This is a genomic window from Nocardia terpenica (assembly GCF_013186535.1).
GTDB lineage: Bacteria > Actinomycetota > Actinomycetes > Mycobacteriales > Mycobacteriaceae > Nocardia > Nocardia terpenica.
In genome coordinates, this window is the sequence record NZ_JABMCZ010000004.1 from 69,538 (window position 1) to 85,272 (window position 15,735).

The 15,735-nt window shown below is 67.4% G+C and carries 16 protein-coding genes; 9 read left to right on the forward strand and 7 right to left on the reverse strand.

Annotated features, from left to right (window positions below; genetic code table 11):
• Window positions 1-5: 5 nt before the first annotated feature.
• From HPY32_RS44095 to HPY32_RS33110, 3 genes are all read right to left on the reverse strand, one after another.
• Window positions 6-407 carry a cupin domain-containing protein gene (locus HPY32_RS44095; RefSeq protein WP_231951714.1) on the reverse strand — a complete coding sequence of 134 codons (402 nt, stop codon included), beginning with the start codon at window positions 405-407 and terminating at the stop codon, window positions 6-8.
• Window positions 408-571: 164 nt separating this feature from the next.
• Window positions 572-1,474, reverse strand: coding sequence for a serine hydrolase (locus tag HPY32_RS33105; protein WP_067595989.1), 903 nt, complete (start codon window positions 1,472-1,474; stop codon window positions 572-574).
• Entirely contained in the window at window positions 1,471-2,379 is a 909-nt protein-coding gene (locus tag HPY32_RS33110; RefSeq protein ID WP_067590146.1) for a LysR family transcriptional regulator, read from the reverse strand. The genes HPY32_RS33105 and HPY32_RS33110 overlap by 4 nt, the downstream gene beginning before the upstream one ends.
• A gap of 198 nt (window positions 2,380-2,577) precedes the next feature.
• Between HPY32_RS33110 and bla the strand changes: the two genes are divergently transcribed.
• Window positions 2,578-3,489, forward strand: a complete 912-nt coding sequence (bla, locus tag HPY32_RS33115; RefSeq protein WP_067595988.1) for a class A beta-lactamase — start codon at window positions 2,578-2,580, stop codon at window positions 3,487-3,489.
• 27 nt (window positions 3,490-3,516) lie between these two features.
• Here bla and HPY32_RS33120 read toward each other — a convergent pair whose 3' ends face one another.
• Window positions 3,517-5,088, reverse strand: a complete 1,572-nt coding sequence (locus HPY32_RS33120; RefSeq protein ID WP_067590143.1) for a S10 family peptidase — start codon at window positions 5,086-5,088, stop codon at window positions 3,517-3,519.
• A gap of 247 nt (window positions 5,089-5,335) precedes the next feature.
• Here HPY32_RS33120 and HPY32_RS33125 point away from each other — a divergent pair, with 247 nt between their 5' ends.
• Window positions 5,336-5,848, forward strand: coding sequence for a GNAT family N-acetyltransferase (locus HPY32_RS33125; protein WP_082871533.1), 513 nt, complete (start codon window positions 5,336-5,338; stop codon window positions 5,846-5,848).
• 206 nt (window positions 5,849-6,054) lie between these two features.
• On the opposite strand, the gene HPY32_RS33130 is transcribed toward HPY32_RS33125, so the two are convergent.
• A complete protein-coding gene (locus HPY32_RS33130) occupies window positions 6,055-6,612 on the reverse strand; it encodes a flavoprotein (protein WP_067590137.1) in 558 nt (185 codons plus the stop codon).
• A 115-nt stretch (window positions 6,613-6,727) separates the two neighbouring features.
• On the opposite strand from HPY32_RS33130, the gene HPY32_RS33135 reads away from it, so the two are divergent.
• Window positions 6,728-7,324, forward strand: coding sequence for a TetR/AcrR family transcriptional regulator (locus HPY32_RS33135; RefSeq protein ID WP_067590135.1), 597 nt, complete (start codon window positions 6,728-6,730; stop codon window positions 7,322-7,324).
• Window positions 7,321-7,800: a DUF6653 family protein gene (locus tag HPY32_RS33140; RefSeq protein ID WP_067590131.1), complete on the forward strand. Its 480-nt coding sequence runs from the start codon at window positions 7,321-7,323 to the stop codon at window positions 7,798-7,800. The genes HPY32_RS33135 and HPY32_RS33140 overlap by 4 nt, the downstream gene beginning before the upstream one ends.
• 9 nt (window positions 7,801-7,809) lie before the next feature.
• Here the strand turns inward: HPY32_RS33140 and HPY32_RS33145 are convergent, their stop codons facing one another.
• The gene (locus HPY32_RS33145; RefSeq protein WP_156674537.1) at window positions 7,810-8,148 is read right to left on the reverse strand and encodes a hypothetical protein; all 339 of its coding nucleotides are present in this window, start codon (window positions 8,146-8,148) and stop codon (window positions 7,810-7,812) included.
• A 312-nt stretch (window positions 8,149-8,460) separates the two neighbouring features.
• Between HPY32_RS33145 and HPY32_RS33150 the strand changes: the two genes are divergently transcribed.
• From HPY32_RS33150 to HPY32_RS33170, 5 genes are all read left to right on the forward strand, one after another.
• The gene (locus HPY32_RS33150) at window positions 8,461-9,543 is read left to right on the forward strand and encodes a methyltransferase (protein WP_171983191.1); all 1,083 of its coding nucleotides are present in this window, start codon (window positions 8,461-8,463) and stop codon (window positions 9,541-9,543) included.
• Window positions 9,544-10,395: 852 nt separating this feature from the next.
• Window positions 10,396-11,265 (forward strand): helix-turn-helix domain-containing protein, encoded by an 870-nt coding sequence (locus tag HPY32_RS33155; protein WP_082871530.1) that lies wholly within the window; start codon window positions 10,396-10,398, stop codon window positions 11,263-11,265.
• Window positions 11,262-11,468, forward strand: a complete 207-nt coding sequence (locus tag HPY32_RS33160; RefSeq protein ID WP_082871529.1) for a DUF397 domain-containing protein — start codon at window positions 11,262-11,264, stop codon at window positions 11,466-11,468. The genes HPY32_RS33155 and HPY32_RS33160 overlap by 4 nt, the downstream gene beginning before the upstream one ends.
• Before the next feature lie 159 nt (window positions 11,469-11,627).
• Window positions 11,628-12,113 (forward strand): SLOG cluster 4 domain-containing protein, encoded by a 486-nt coding sequence (locus HPY32_RS33165; RefSeq protein ID WP_231951712.1) that lies wholly within the window; start codon window positions 11,628-11,630, stop codon window positions 12,111-12,113.
• Window positions 12,114-12,319: 206 nt separating this feature from the next.
• Window positions 12,320-14,518, forward strand: coding sequence for a phosphocholine-specific phospholipase C (locus HPY32_RS33170; RefSeq protein ID WP_269456515.1), 2,199 nt, complete (start codon window positions 12,320-12,322; stop codon window positions 14,516-14,518).
• 3 nt (window positions 14,519-14,521) lie between these two features.
• Here HPY32_RS33170 and HPY32_RS33175 read toward each other — a convergent pair whose 3' ends face one another.
• Window positions 14,522-15,706 (reverse strand): asparaginase, encoded by a 1,185-nt coding sequence (locus tag HPY32_RS33175; protein ID WP_309247565.1) that lies wholly within the window; start codon window positions 15,704-15,706, stop codon window positions 14,522-14,524.
• Window positions 15,707-15,735 lie beyond the last annotated feature (29 nt).

The window sequence follows — 15,735 nt, forward strand, 5'->3', positions numbered from 1 at the left end:
ACGGGTCAGGGCAGTCCCGGGCAGCCCGGTGACGGCGCGGGCTCGGCCAGGGGAGCGTCGAGCGGGAGCGTGTACAGCGCGGTCAGCAGCACCGGCTCGGTGCCCTCGTTGACCCCGATGTGCACGTACCCTTTTCCGCTCGCCTCGCTGATGACGCCCCCGGGGCCGTACACCCCGTCGCTCGCGCAGGTCGAGTTGTAGTGGTGCAGCGTGCCGCCGCGCACGAACCCGTAGATCGGGCCGTCGTGATAGTGCCAGCCCGTCGACTTCCCCGGCGGCATGGAGATGTCCAGCAGCCGAATCTGCTTGTCGCCCACCGTCGTCGAGAACAGCGGCGTCACGGTGATCTCCCCGTAGGCCGGGGGTGGATCCGCGTGCGCGGCCACCGGAACCAGGGTCGCGGACATTACCGCGCCCGCCGCGAGCAAACCCGCTCGAATCGAAGCGTGCATAGCCGACCAGTCCCCTCGGTCTCGTGCCGCAGGCGCGGCGAACGAACAGAACTACTATCTGTGTACGCAGATAGTAACAGGGTTCGGTGAGCTGTCCAGGCGAGGAGCGGCCGCGCCCGTCAGTACCGCGAGATCCGCAGCTCGTCGTGCAGAATCCGGGCCACCTTCGCCATGCTCGCCTCCGCGTCCGGCTGCGTCGCCGCCGCGACCCGCGATTCGGTGAGCGCGGCCACCGCGAGCGCCTGGCCGTCGGCGTGCTCGACCACGCCGATCTCGTGCCGCAGATTCAGCAGCGTGCCGGTCTTCGACGACCAGCGGGACGCGTCCGAACTGAAATCGGGCGTCAGCCGCTGCCGAATCAGGTTGTCGCCCATGAGTTCCCGCACCCGCGCCGCAACCTCCGGCGCGATGGTGACCGGCCGCCACAGCCCGTGCAGCAGCTCCACCAGCGACCGCGCCGAGGCGACGCTGGCCCGGCCGACATCGAGCTGCGGCACCGGATGCCCGCGCCCCGAGGTCGCGGCCTCGATGGCCAGCGCGTGCGCCAGATACACCCGCTCGGGCCCGTGCCATTCGACAGGTGTGTCGGCGAGGTCGCGCATGAGGTGGCGCACCGTGATGTCGTCGAAACCCAGCCGCCGCAGCTCGGCGGTCACCGCCGCGGGCGGGGTCAGCTCGAACAAGGCGTCGGCCGCGGCATTGTCGCTGATGGTGGTGGCCAGATAGACCAGATCGCCCAGCGCGATGGTGGCCGGATACCGGAACTTGCTCACCCCGGTCGGCCCCGGCGTGACGCTGCGGCCCGGCGGCACCACGATCGGCGTGGCCGCGTCGAGTTCGCCGCGGGCCACCCGCTCCAGGGTGGAGACCGCGAGCGGCACCTTGGCCAGCGAGGCGATCGGATAGTCCCGGTCGGCGTCGATGCCGAGTTCGTCGCCGGAGTCCAGATCGCGGACCAGGAACGAGCCCCGTAAACCGGCCTCCGCCAACGCCTCCCGGGCCGCGCGCAGCGCGGTTGTCATGCCCACCGGTCCGATCCTCCCTCGCGTGCCGGGCCGGGCGCGCCCAGGCACCGGCCGATGATCTCCTCCGGCAGCTCCCGCAGCCGCCCGGCGTCCTCCCGCTGCCCGGCGGCGATGTCGTAGCCGCGGGCCGGATCCAGCTCCCCGATCGGCCGCCAGTGCAGGCCCAGCTCCCGGGCCTCGCCCGGCGCGCACAGCAGCAGATCGGCGGAGTCCAGCACCTCGGCCATGGCCGCGACGGGCGAGGCGGCCACCACCACCTGCCCCGGTTGCAGCCCCAGCGCATCGCGCAGCCGGGTGAGCGGGTCGCGAATGTGGGGCACATCGTCCTCGGGCTGGATCCACACGCGCCGTCGGCGGGTGTCGCGGTCCGCGCGGCCCGGCCGCAGGGTGGCCAGATACAGCGCCGACGCGTGCGGCCCGGCACCGTCGGCCACGCCCAACGGGATTCGCCACGCGGCATCCTCGGGCGGGGTCGCGACCAGCGCCGCCCGCACCTCCTGCGTGCGCGCCAGCGCCGCCCGTTCGGCGGGGGCGGCCGGATGCGGATCGATGGTCAGCCCGTGCCGCCGCCCGTCGGCCACCAGCCGGGCCAGCAGCCGCGCGGGGCAGTTCGCGGGCACCGCCACCCGGAACGGCCGCAGCTTGGCGCGCTCGGCATCGTGGTCCATGGCCTCGGCGAGCTCGACCAGCCGCCGGGCCGTCGGCAGCATCTCCCGGCCGAACGGTGTCAGGGTGGCGCTGCGCGCCGACCGCGTGAACAGCCGCGCGCCGAAATGCCGCTCCAGCGCCGCGATCCGCCGACTGGCCACCGACTGCGGAATCTCCGCCGCCGCGGCCCCGGCCGTGAAACTGCCCTGCCCGCCGACCGCGACGAAGGCCCGGCACGCGGCTACCACATCCACGGCTGGAGAGTGTAGGCGAAGCCGCTATGCCGATTCGGCATGGTTCCCCGCATTCTCGTCTTGGACGGCATAGGTGGACGAATGCAAGGCTTCGATCGCTCGACGGCCCGATCGGGTCGTCGAACCGAGAACCAGCCCTGCGACGATTAGGCATCGATGATCAACACCGCTGTTCACTCCGTGCTGGACCGACCCTTCTTGCCGCATTCGGCTCGGCGCTGCGGCCTCGCGCTCGCACTCGCGGCCGCGCTCACCGCGCTGACAGCGTGCGGGAGCGACAAACCCTCGCCCGCGACCGCACCGGTGACCAGCGCCGCTCCGGCCCCCGCCGGGGCGGAGGCCGAATTCGCAAGCCTGGAAACCGAATACGACGCGCGCCTGGGCGTGTACGCGCTCGACACCGGCTCCGGCCGCATCGTGGCGCACCGCGCCGACGAGCGGTTCCCCTACGCGTCGACGGTGAAATCGCTGGCGGCGGGGGCGATCCTGCGCTCGCTGCCCCCGGGCGCGCTGGACGAGCGGCTCACCTACTCCCGCGCCGATCTGGTCTCCGGCTCGCCGGTCACCGAGAAGCACGTGGACGACGGCATGACGCTGCGCGAGGCCGTGGACGCGGCCGTCCGCTACAGCGACAACACCGCCGCCAACCTGCTGTTCGCCAAGCTCGGCGGCCCCAAGGGCCTGCAACAGAACCTGCGCGACCTCGGCGACACCGTGACCCAGGTGGATCGGACCGAACCCGATCTCAACGAGGCCACCCCCGGCGACCCCCGCGACACCAGTACCCCGACGGCCTTCGCCGCCGATCTGCGCCGGTACGTCCTCGGCCAGGCCCTGGCCGATCCCGCGCGGGCGCTGCTGACGGACATGTTGCGCGCCAACACGACCGGCGCGGAACTCATTCGCGCGGGCGTCCCCGCCGGATGGGTGGTCGGCGACAAGACCGGCCTGGCCTCCTACGGCAGCCGCAACGATGTCGCCGTGCTGTGGCCGCCGAACGCCGCCCCGATCGTCCTGGTGGTGTTCACGACTCGTCCGGACAAGGACGCCTCCTACGACAATGCGCTGATCGCCAAGGCGGCCGCCGCGGCCGTGAAAGCCCTGGGCTGACAACGGCTTCCGCGGCCGCCTCCCCGACTACCGCGCGGACTGTTGCAGCTCGCGCACCCGGGCCATCGCCTCCCGATTGCCCACCACCGTGTCGTACAGCCAGGACAGGTCCTTTTTCAGGGCGGTGCGGGAATTGCCGTCCAGATAGATCATGTGCCCGGAGTGGTAGAAGCGGGTCTCCAGGTTCTGCCGCACCGTCTGATCCTGCAGCGGCATGTGCTGCAGGTCCAGCACCGTCTGGTAGCAGGGGGTGACGAAATCGAAATATCCGTTGGCCGACAACACCTTCAGATCCACATTGATCGCCATCACCGCGGCCAGGTCCGCCGCCGTGTACAGCGCGGTGGGCGACTGCTTGGTGCCGGTCGGGTCGACGTGGCTGTAGTCCCAGTTCAGGAACACCTGGTCGTTGAGGTCGATGTAGGACGAGTTCGAGGTGTACTTCAGCTGCTCGTTCAGGTACAGGTTCCACATCGTGGTGTAGACGCCGGACACGGCCGCCATGGTCGGATCGTTGCCGCCGGAGTTCGGGTCGACCTTGCCCGCGATGCCGGAGTCGATACCGGTGACGCGGCCGTCGTAGGCGCCCAGCGCCAGGCTCTTGTCCGCCAGCAGCGCGGTGAGGAACGGGTAGCCCAGCACCAGGCTCCACGACGTGAGGACCGTCTTATCGATGCCGGTGTAGGCCGACAGCTTGTCGACCGTGGCCGGGTCGGGCTTCGGAAACGCTTGCAGCGCAGCGGCATACGGCCCGCTGGCGAACTGCTCCACCTCGGTCACGAACGCGCCCAGATCCGGCGGCGGGGCAGTGATGCCCAGGCGCTGGTGGTACCAGGCGTCGGCGGCCGCGGTGGGCAGGATGCCGATCGGGTTGCCGGACTGCGCGTAATCGAGGATCGACGACAGCAGCGTGATGCCGTTGAGGTCGACGCCGTCCTCGTGCAGCCGATAGGCGAGCACACAACTGCGGGCCGTGCCATAGGATTCTCCGAACAGAAATTTCGGGGAGTTCCAACGGTTGTTCTTCGTCAGATAGCGCTTGATGAAGTCCTTGATGGATTCCGCGTCCTGATCGGTGCCCCAGAACTCGCGGTTCTTGTGCGGCGCAACGGCCGCCGAGTAACCGGTTCCTACCGGATTGATGAACACCAGATCGCTTTTGTCGATCAGACTGTCCGGATTGTCCTCGAGGGTGTAGGGGGCCGGTGGCGTGAAATCGGGCATATTCGTCTTGATGCGCCGCGGCGCGAACGAACCGAGCAGCAGGAACACCGACGAGGAGCCCGGTCCGCCGTTGTAGAAGAAGGTGACCGGCCGGGTCTCCTCGGCCTGGCCGTCCTCGGTGAACGCGACGTAGAACATCTTCGCGTTCGGCTGTGAGCTGCTGGGATCGACGGTGACCAGGTGCCCGGCGGTGACCGTGTAGGCGATCTGCCTGCCGCCGACCGTGATCGAATGATGCGTGATCGCCGCGGTTTCGGTGACGTCGGTGACATTGTCGTCGGGTCCGTTGCCGTACACCACCGGATCGAAGAACGGCTGATCGCCGCCGTTGCTCGCCGCCGGGGCGCCGCCGCCGGAAACCGGATCATTGCTCATCGCTTCTACCCCACAATCGGATGACGTCGGGCAATGCCCTGGGGCAGAAGATCTTCCGGTCCATGAATACGCGGAATTCACCGGCCCCCGTATAGTATCGCCCGCTGGAATTCCAGCCTACACGCACGCGATGCCCCCGGCCCGAATTCGGGCTTCTCCCCGATGTTCCGGGGCGGCCCGTCCGTTCCGTCGCCGTTACTCCGGACCGGCGGACGGGAGCGAACCGGGCCTGCGCTAGCGTGTGTGGATGCCTGTGTATTCGGGAAACCCCGTGTCGTTCACGGTGGCGGAGATGACCCCGCGAGATGCGCATGCCATTCTCGCCTGGCACTACGAGCCCCCGTACGAGATCTACGACATGGACGACGATTCCGTGGAGGACGAGCTCCTGGATCCGCGCAGCCCGCACTACGCGGTCCGCGATCCGGCCGGTGATCTCACCGGATTCCTGGCCTTCGGCACCGCGGCACTGCCGTGGGGCAGCCCCGAACCGGCGCTGTACGGTCCCGACGGCGAGGTCGCCGTCGGGCTGGGCATGCGCCCGGAGGTGACCGGCCGCGGCGTCGGCCTGTCCTTCGTACAGGCCGGGCTGGCCTTCGCACGAAACACCTTCCAGCCGAGCTATTTCCGACTGTTCGTCTTCGGCTGGAACGAGCGAGCCATCCGCGTATACGAACGCGCCGGTTTCCGCCGCGTCGGCACCTACCTGCAACCAGCAGCGGTGGGAGACAACGAGTTCTGGGAAATGCGACGCAACTGACCCCTTGCCCCGGCGCGCCCCCAACTGTCGTCCTGCCCCGGGCGCGCCCCACCTGTCGCCTTGTCCCGGCGTGCCCCCAATTGTCGTCTTGCCCGGTGCGCCACAACTGTCGTCTTGTCCCGGCGTGCCCCCAATTGTCGTCTTGCCCTGGCGCGCCACAACTGATGTCTTGCCCCGGCATGCTTTTGGCCGGGGCATCGCAGCGACTACCCCTGCGGCAGTGCCAGATTCGGGTGATCCAGCAGCGCTCGCCAGGCTTGTTCCCACGGGAAGCGGGCGGCGTGGCTGCCGCCGGTGCGCGGCTCGTGCGGCGGGTCCTCGGTCAGCATGGTGACCCCCCACTCCGACAGCTTGCGCGCGGCGTCGCGAATCGGCGGAAAGCTCATCAGCGCCCGGTTCGCGAACGGCGCCGCCACCACGGGTAACCCCAATCCGACCGCCTCCACCAGTAATCCGAGCGGCAGGGTGTCGGCGATGCCCGCCGCCCACTTGGCCATCGAATTCGACGTGATGGGCGCGACGATCATCCCGTCGGCAGGCGGCAACGCATCCGGCGCCCCCGGCTCCTTGTACCTGCTCCGCACCGGAAACCCGGTCAGGTTCTCCAACATCTCCGCATCGATGAACCGCAGCCCCTCCGGCGAAGCCACCACGCACACCTCCCACCCGTCCTCGTGCGCCAGATCCACAAGCGTCGCAACATCTCGAGCCACGGGCGAACCGGTCACGATCGCATACAGCACGGGGCTCCCATGATCGTCCATCCCTCTATGGTGCAGGGGCGAAACGTCCGGTCGTGGCACCGGGTCCGCGAATCCGCTGGCGCCGAATCCCGGCCCGCTGCTAGCCTATGACCAGATGACCAAAGGAGTCATAGCTATGGCGATAGCCTTCACAGCCGAAGAGAAGGACCGCATCGGGCGCGTTCTGCTCGATACGGCCGAAAAGCTGTTCACCACACAGGGTTTGAAGAAGACCTCGCTGGACGAGCTGGTCGGTCCCGCGGGGATCGGCAAGGGCAGCTTCTACGCCTTCTTCGAGTCGAAGGAGTCGCTCTATCTGGAGGTCATGCTCCGGCGGGCGCCGCAGGTCGCCGCGGATGTCTCCGCCGCGCTGGCCCATCCGGCCGGTGAGGAGAACCTGATCGCGGTCATGCGCGCCATTACCGATGTGCTGGTCAGCGACCCGCTGTATCGGCGGCTGCTCACCCGCCCGGAGGAGCTCGACGCGGTCACCCGCCGCGTCGGCCCCGAGCAGATCGCGCGCGTCACCCCGCAACTGGTGACGCCGCTGCTGGACTACCTGGCCGCGGGTCAGCGCGACGGGGTATTCGTCGACGACATCGCACCGGAGATTCTCGTCGAGGTGATCCGCGCCGTCGGTCTGCTCGTCATGCACCGCGACCGCTTCGGCCCCGCCTACGAGCAGGTGCTGGAGGCCACCATCCGTACCTTGGCGAGAGGAATGCTCCGATGAATGTGCTGGACAAATACGCAAGCATGGCGGGCATGAGCGAGCAGGCGTGGAAGCGCCACGCCAACCCGTGGAGCGTCTGGACCAGGTTCGCCGCCATTCCGCTGATCATCGTGTCGATCTGGAGCCGCACCTGGATCGGCTGGTGGGCGCTGCTCCCGCTGGCCCTGGTCATCGGCTGGCTGTGGTGGAACCCGCACGCGTTCGCGCCGATCGACAAGCCGACCGCCTGGTCGTCCCGCGGCATCTACGGCGAACGCCTCTGGATGCGCGACCGCTCCCGCATGCCCGCCGGTTTCGCGGTGGTGCAACGCATTTGGCTCGCGGGCGGCCTGGCCGGTGCCGCCCTGCTGCTCTGGGGTCTCATCGCCCTCGAGATCTGGCCGACGGTATCCGGCGCGGCCCTCATCGTCTACGGCCAACTGTGGCGCATCGACCGCCTGGGCATCTTCTACGACGAACAAACCCGGCAGAGCTGAATCAGCCGATCACGACACGAAATCCACCGACGTAACAGCGACATCGGCATAGCTGTAATACCAACCATCCCAGGTATCGGCAACATTCACCTGAATCCCATGCCCGCGCCCCGGACCACCGGTAATCAACCACAACCCATTGCCGTACCCGATTCCGGTACTCACACTCCCATCCGACCACGCAAACCGTGCCGCACTGGTAGCACCGGGCGCATTCCACGGAATGGTCACCGTGAACTGCCCGGCGTTCACACCCGGCAGCAGCGAACTGACACACCCCCACAGGCTGGCCGTGCGCTGAATACTCTGCCCCGCACTCCCGGACCCGGGAACCAGACGACCGGTCATCAAGCTACCCTGCCGACAGCCCCCTTCGTCCGGCGACTGCGCCCGCCCCAGCGGCGCACCCAGCACCGACGCGGCACACAGAACCGCCACTACCAGCGCACTTCGGCGGACGGGCATGGCACCACCTCCCTGCGATAGGGACTAGATCAGCAGTTTAACGGTCTCACCGCGAGCGCGGGAACCCAAAGGTTGATCCCCTATCGATACTCGCCGCGAACCGATTATTTCCGCGAATGCGCCGAAAACTGGTCGGACGGGCGTGCGACCATGGGGCCGCAGCCGGAATTGCCGCTGCGCGAGGAGGTTTCGATAGTGCGTACGCCGCCGGTGTGGGTCGCCAGGGTCGTGAACGGTGTGCGGGCGGGGGCATTGTCGGCGGTGCGGCGGGTCGTACCGGCGCAGGTCGCGGTGCTTGAGGCATTGGATGGGGCCTGGTTCGCGCAAATGATGTATGCCGCAGCGGAGTTGGATATCGCCGGGGCGCTTTCCGAGGGGCCGCGAACGCCGGAGCAGGTGGCGCGGACGGTCGGGGTCGATGCGGACGCAATACATCGGCTGCTGCGCTCGCTGGCCGCGCACGGCGTATTCGCACGGACCGATGCCGGGCGCTACCGCAACAACCGGATGTCGAACACTCTGCGTGCGGGGGTAGCGAATTCGACCCGTGACATGGTGCGATTCGTCGGGCATCCGGTGCTCCGGGAACAGTGGAGCGGCATCGTGAACGTGATCCGCACCGGCGTGGACGCCACCCGCACACTGCGCGGCATGCCGTCTTTCGAACATATGGACGCCGATCCGGAACTGGCCGAGGTATTCCACGCGGCCATGGCCTCGTTGTCGGCGGTGGAGGTGCCATCGGTATTGGCCGCCTACGACTTCGGCCGCTTCCCGGTCATCGCCGACCTCGGGGGCGGGCGCGGAAGACTTCTCGCAGCAGTGCTGCGGCAGGCGCCTACCAGCCGGGGCGTGCTGTTCGATCTGCCGGGCGCCACCGAGGGAGCGGCGGATTACCTTGACGCGGCCGGTGTCTCGGACCGAGTCACCCTCGTGCACGGCTCGTTCCTGTCCACCGCCGACCTGCCCGAGGCCAATGCCTACCTGCTCAAACATATCCTGCACGACTGGGACGACGAGGAATCGATGAAGATCCTCTCCGCGATCGGAGAGAAAGCCCCGCCCGATGCGACACTCCTACTGATAGAGATGGTGGTCCCTCGCACACCACACCGGCACGCCTCGTTCAGCCTCGACATCGAAATGCTGGTGCAGACCGGGGGCCGCGAGCGAACCGCCGAAGAATTTCGGGAGCTATTGTGGGACAGCGGCTTCCACCTAGAGCGAATAGTACCGACCGCAGGACCGACGTCGCTGCTCGAAGCCCGCCTCCGATGAATGCACACTTCCCATTTCACGTGTTCCCCCGAGTGATCGAGCACCAGAAGTCGTGACGCACTGCATCCCAAAGCTTTTCGAGCTTCGGGTACTGCCTGCGAGCCTGAACGAGGTCCAAGTGCCGATCGGAATCGAACGTCGCGATAGGCAGGTTCTCGGACCTGTTGTGTATCTTGATGATTCCGACTTGTGGCGGATGATGGAGCTGCCAGGTCGCCTCGAGGCCGTCGACCTCGGTCCGATATATGTCGTACATACCGCATCCTATCCGGAGTCATTGTGTGCGAACGCTTCTCGTGAATGCCGGTCGCGGCATCGCTACGGCTTCCAAGCGAACCTGCGCCCCTTGGTCGCCTGTGCCGCTCGCCCACGATCGGTGATCTGCCACCGCGCCCGGTTATAGGTCGGCATGATCAGACCGCGCCCCTGGAGCCGGAGTACGGCCCCGCGTGTGGTCCGCATGGTCTGGTGAGTCTGGGCGGCGAGCTGGTCACACGTGAGTAGCCCGCCGGGCGCGAGGATCGTCAGCACGGCCATCTCGGCCGCCGAGCCGACCGTGTCCGGATACTGTTTCCTCGTGCGTGTCCGGCGAGCTGGGAGCCCTTGAACGGTCACGGGTACCTTTCCAAATCCATTGCGTACATTGGCTTTCGGGTTGATCGGACACTCGGCTTGGAGCGTTCCGAAGTGCCGGTGCGTCTATAGATCTACGCCCCCGATGCGATGGTTTGGAAGCTTCAGGCTCACCTATGGCCCTGGTTGTGCCAAACTTTCAGGCGCGATACCCCCGAGCGGGGTGCTTCCAGATCAGGTACTTCCAAAACGACAGCCATTCGATAGGGAGGCGAAGTAATGGCTGACTCAACCCTTGCGGCTAGAGGTCTCGGGCAACTGCTGACCAAGTACCGGAAACGGGCCAAGCTGACCAAGTACGCGGCAGCTCAGATCGTGGACACCTCTCAACAGACCGTGACCCGGATCGAGGACGGTACGAAGGCCAAGGTCTCGGACCTATGGATCAACGTCTGGGCCGATGCCTTCAAGTGCACCGACGAGGAACGCCGAACGATGCTGTTGCTGTCCCTCGAGCTACGAACGGCGAAAAAGAGCTGGTGGCGGGCCTTCTCCGATGAGATCGCCTCGGACTTCAACCATTACATCTCGCTGGAGGACTCGGCGAACCGCCTCACCCTGTGGGCCACGAATCTGGTCCCGGGGATGTTGCAGACCGTCGGCTACCGACGCGTGATCGCATGGACGGAGAACCCGGCCTGGAGTCACGACGAAGTGGAGCGACGAGTCCAGATCGCGACGAATCGCCAACAGCGCCTGCAAGATCCGGATTTCCACCTGAACGTGATGCTGCATGAGTCGGTATTGCACAACCTGGTCGGGAGCGATGCCGTGATGGAGGAGCAGCTGACCAAACTGCTCGAGTTCTCCGATCTTCCGAACATCACCATCCGCATCGTGCCCTTCAGGGCCGCCAACCCGCTCGGACTCCTCGCGGGAAGCTTCACCCTGCTGGAGTTTCCGTTTCTGCCTTCCACCAAGTTGCCTTCGGTGGTCTACGTGGAGGGCCACCGGGGAGCTCTGTACCTGGAGGAAGAGGCCGACCTCGATCAATATCGGGATGATGTCAAGCGCATCGGACAGGTAGCGTTGGACCCCATACAGTCCCGAGCACTGATCGTGGAAGCGATAGAGGAGTACAGGCGATGAGCACCACCTTGTCCGGCGCACAGTGGTTCAAGTCCAGCAGAAGCCGGGATACCTCAGCATGTGTGGAAGTTGCCTTCCTGGACGCGGGACATGTCGGTACGCGCGACTCGAAAGACCCCGCTGGCCCAGCCCTCGTCTTCACCCCCGGCGAGTGGGACGCCTTCACCGCCGGAGTAAAAGACGGCGAGTTCGACCGGTCATAGCAGCATTCGAGACCAGAAGCCCTCAGCACCGCTGAGGGCTTCTCCCATTGAATGGCAAATCCGCCGTATGGAATCCGTTCGATGACAATAGGACTCCGCGAGTTCGATCCAATACTCACCGCGTCGCAAGACGAGGAATTCCAGTCGAAAGGAGTCCCGGTGCCAATCCAAGTCGCCGTCTGTGGTCCTCGGGAATGCAACGAACACGAAGCGGCGCAAGCTCGCGATGTCGGCCGACTACTGGCCGAGGCCGGTGCCACGGTCTTGTGTGGCGGCGGCAGCGGGGTGATGGCGGCCGTGGCGGAGGGTGCTTCGGCGGCAGGGGGATTGGTGATCGGCGTGCGGCCGGATACCGATCCGGACGGGGTGTGCGAAGGGTTGTCCGCAGTTCTCTACACCAATATGGGCGAGGCTCGGAATGCCATCCTGGTCTGGTCCGCCGATGCGGTGATCGTGGTCGGCGGCTCGTGGGGCACCCTGTCGGAGGTGGCGTTGGCGAATCGGCGCGGGGGTGTACCGGTGGTGCTGCTCGGTGGGTGGCGGGTGGTCGACTCGCGGGGGAGTGCGGTGTCGGCGGGTGTCGTTGCCGAGACGGCGGGCGAGGCGGTGTCGGTCGTGCTGGAGCAAGCGACCCGCCGGTCCTGAACGCTAGGGGTTGATCGTCGACTTTTCGTTCGGAAATACTGTCCGTGGGATGGCAGGCAGGTGACCGGAGTGGGCGGACACTGAACGTGGCGTGAATATCCGATGTCGACATCTCGTGGAACATCGAGGGATTCGAAATGTCCGCTGCGGCTTTCGTATCTTTTCGGTGACAGATCTGTTGATTCGATCGGTGATCGGAGAATCCGGTGACACGCAGCTTCGGGACGGCAAATCGGCGGACGGTGCTGGGCGGCATGCTGGCCGCCGCGGGATTGACGGGTGCGGCCGGCCTGCCGGACGGTATGGCGGAGGCGCTGGCCGAGCCGCGGCGGCGCGGCAGCCTCGACAAGGTCGAGCACGTGGTGATCCTCATGCAGGAGAACCGCTCGTTCGACCACTACTACGGCACCATGGCGGGGGTGCGCGGCTTCGGCGACCCGACCGCGCTGCGGCTGCCGCCCGGCGGTCAGGATCCGGCGTTGCAGGCGCTGACCGATGCCGCGGTGGTCGGCCTGCCCAGCGGCAGCAGCATCCCCACCGGCAGCAGCGGCGGGAACGGCTCGGTCTTCCAGCAGCCCGACTCCTTCAGCAGCACCGGCTACCTGCTGCCGTGGCACGTCGACACCACCAGGGTCGACGGCCAGGACATGGGCGACCTCGCGCACGACTGGTTCACCACGCACGCCGCCTGGGCGGGCGGCGCCTACAACTCGTGGATCGCCGCGAAGTCCCGCATGACGATGGGCTATTTCACCGATGCCGACATCCCCTTCCACCGCGCGCTGGCGAACGCCTTCACCCTCTGCGATCACTACTTCTGCTCGATCCAGGGCCCCACCACGCCGAACCGCCTGTACCACTGGACCGGAACCATCGACCCGGGCGGCACCCTGGGCGGCCCCGCCACCGGCAACCCGGCCGACTACAAACCGGTGTACCGCTGGACCACCTACCCGGAACGGTTGCAGCAGGCCGGAATCACCTGGCAGGTATACGCCAACGACCGGGTCGGCGACGACGGCGCCAACGGTTTCCTCGGCGACTACGGCGACAATCCGCTCTGGCTGTTCCAGGCGTACCACGACGCGCTGGACTCCGGCGATCCGGCGGTCCGCCAGTTGGCCGACCGCGCGAACGTCACCAAGTCCTGGCTGCCGCCCGACGGCGCCGACGGCAAGAACGTCGACTACGTCCTGGAGCAGTTCGTCACCGCCTGCTCGTCCAACACCCTCCCGCAGGTGTCGTGGATCGTGGCGCCCTACGGCTACTGCGAGCACCCCGCGGCCCGGCCGGTGGACGGCGCGGCCTACATCCAGCGCGTGCTGAAAGCGTTGTGGGACAACCCGAAACTATGGGAATCGACGGTCCTGCTGATCAACTTCGACGAGAACGACGGCTTCTTCGACCACATCGTGCCCCCGACCGCGCCCCCGGGCACCCCCGACGAGTTGCTGCCCGTCTCCGGCGGCGGGGCCACCGGCTCGGCTGCCGAGGCCGCCGCGGGCGCGAAACTCACTGTCCCCGACTACGGTTCGCTCACCCCGATCGGTCTCGGCCCGCGCGTGCCGCTGACGGTGATCTCGCCGTGGAGCCGCGGCGGCTGGGTGAATTCGCAAGTGTTCGACCATACTTCGGTGCTGCGGTTCCTGGAGCGGTGGACCGGCGTGGCCGAACCCAATATCTCCGACTGGCGCCGCGCCGTCTGCGGCGACCTCACCAGCTGCTTCGACTTCGGCAGCCGCGACACCAGCATCCCGACCCTGCCCGACGCGAACGCCCTTCGCGCGCAAGCGGATCAGACGCAGACCAAACTTCCGAAACCGGCCCCGCCGTCGCCGTCGGATCAGAAGCCGCCGTTCCAGGACCCCGGCCACGCCAAGGCCCGCGCGCTGCCGTATCAGCCGGTGGCGTGGGCGGAATTCGCGCCGGGCGCGCTCGGTGTGCACTACGCCAACCACGGCGAGGCCGCCTTCCCGTTCCAGACCTACACCTACCATGCGGGCGGCGGCCAGATCCGGCAGACGGTGGTGGCGCCCAACGGAACCGCCACCGAGCAGCTCACCGCGACCGACGCCTACGACCTGGCCGTGCACGGGCCCAACGGTTTTCTGATCGAGGCCGCGGGCGCCTCCGACACCGCGCCCCTCGCGGTATCGGCGGCGGTGCAGGGTTCCGCGGATCAGCCGACTTTCGTTGTCACCGTGCGCAATTCCGGCCCCGTGCCCGCGAATATCGAGCTGGCGGGCGGCACCGGCTTCGCCGTCCCGCCGGGCGGTTCGCACGACCTGACGGCGAAGACATCCGACGGCTGGTACGACGTGACCCTGACCCTGACCGGCAACAGCGCCTGGCGCCGCCGTTTCGTAGGCCACCTGGAGAACGGCAAACCCAGCCGAACCGCCTGACGCTCAGCGCAGCGGCCAGTCCCCGGGGTCACCGCTGCCACCCGCCACCGTGATCGCCGTGCGCAGCGTGTCCCGGTCGCGCCCCGTTGCGAGCAACGCGGCCAACAGGATTCGCGCCTTGATCGGACTGAGGAAGCCCGCGGGTATCAGCCCGCGGGCAAGCAGGTCCCGCTCGGATCCGGCGAACCCATAGGTGGTTTCCAGCACCGACCCGGCCCCCGTCCGCGAGGCCAGCACGACCGGCACCTCGGCCGCGAGCCGCTCCAGCACCGGCACCAACTCGGCGGGCACGTGCCCCGCACCGAAGGCCGCCACCACCAGGCCATCGATCCGCCCGGCGAGCGGATGCAACGTGGTGCCGTCGTCGCCGAGAACGACGGTGTGAATCGGAATGCGAACCCCCGCAATATTATCGGCGGGAACGAGGAACCGGTGCGGGAGCCGATTGAGAAACCGAGGCCGACCCTCCACCAGATAGCCCAGCGGCCCGCCGTCGGGGGAGCGGAAGGCGCCCGTGGCGGCGGTATGGGTCTTGTGCACCCGCCGAGCGGCATGGATCTCATCGTCGAAGACCACCAGACACCCCTGCCCGCGCGCCTCGGGATGCGCGGCGGTCAGCACCGCGCCCAGCAAATTCGCGGGCCCGTCCGCACCCGCAAGCGTCGGATTCCGCATGGCCCCCGTAACCACCACCGGCCGCTCACCCCCATGCAACAAATCCAACAGATAGGAGGTTTCCTCGATGGAATCGGTCCCCTGCGTAACCACAACCCCATCCACCCCCTCCGGCAACACCCGAATCGCCCCCGCCAGCGCAGTAATATCGGAAAACGCCAACGACGCCCCCGAAACCTGCCGAAAGTCCACCACCTCCACCGCAACCCCACTCTCACCCAGCCCCGGAACACCCCCGACCAACTCCCGCGCAGACAACGCGGGCACCACACCCCCCTCCGCCGACCTGGTCATGGCAATAGTCCCCCCGAGAGCAAAGACGACGACACGGCAGCCAACATAATCGGACACCCCGGCAGCGTAGCGAGTGATGCGCAGGCAGCGAAGCACCCACGGATCGCCCCGCCCCGCCGACATCGCATCATGACCTGCCCATATCGCCCGAACGCCTATATCCCGATTTCGCCCCGCTGCACCGAAAGACACTCGCGGCCAGCCAGATTCGACCACCATGGTGCGGACATGCCTGTGCTGTCATCTGC

Coding starts and splice junctions, on each gene's coding strand:
- HPY32_RS44095 (WP_231951714.1), bottom strand. CDS start 407: ATGTCCGCGACCCTGGTTCCGGTGGCCGCGCACGCGGATCCACCCCCG.
- HPY32_RS33105 (WP_067595989.1), bottom strand. CDS start 1,474: ATGACAACCGCGCTGCGCGCGGCCCGGGAGGCGTTGGCGGAGGCCGGT.
- HPY32_RS33120 (WP_067590143.1), bottom strand. CDS start 5,088: ATGAGCAATGATCCGGTTTCCGGCGGCGGCGCCCCGGCGGCGAGCAAC.
- HPY32_RS33125 (WP_082871533.1), top strand. CDS start 5,336: ATGCCTGTGTATTCGGGAAACCCCGTGTCGTTCACGGTGGCGGAGATG.
- HPY32_RS33130 (WP_067590137.1), bottom strand. CDS start 6,612: ATGGACGATCATGGGAGCCCCGTGCTGTATGCGATCGTGACCGGTTCG.
- HPY32_RS33135 (WP_067590135.1), top strand. CDS start 6,728: ATGGCGATAGCCTTCACAGCCGAAGAGAAGGACCGCATCGGGCGCGTT.
- HPY32_RS33140 (WP_067590131.1), top strand. CDS start 7,321: ATGAATGTGCTGGACAAATACGCAAGCATGGCGGGCATGAGCGAGCAG.
- HPY32_RS33145 (WP_156674537.1), bottom strand. CDS start 8,148: ATGACCGGTCGTCTGGTTCCCGGGTCCGGGAGTGCGGGGCAGAGTATT.
- HPY32_RS33155 (WP_082871530.1), top strand. CDS start 10,396: ATGGCTGACTCAACCCTTGCGGCTAGAGGTCTCGGGCAACTGCTGACC.
- HPY32_RS33160 (WP_082871529.1), top strand. CDS start 11,262: ATGAGCACCACCTTGTCCGGCGCACAGTGGTTCAAGTCCAGCAGAAGC.
- HPY32_RS33175 (WP_309247565.1), bottom strand. CDS start 15,706: ATGGTGGTCGAATCTGGCTGGCCGCGAGTGTCTTTCGGTGCAGCGGGG.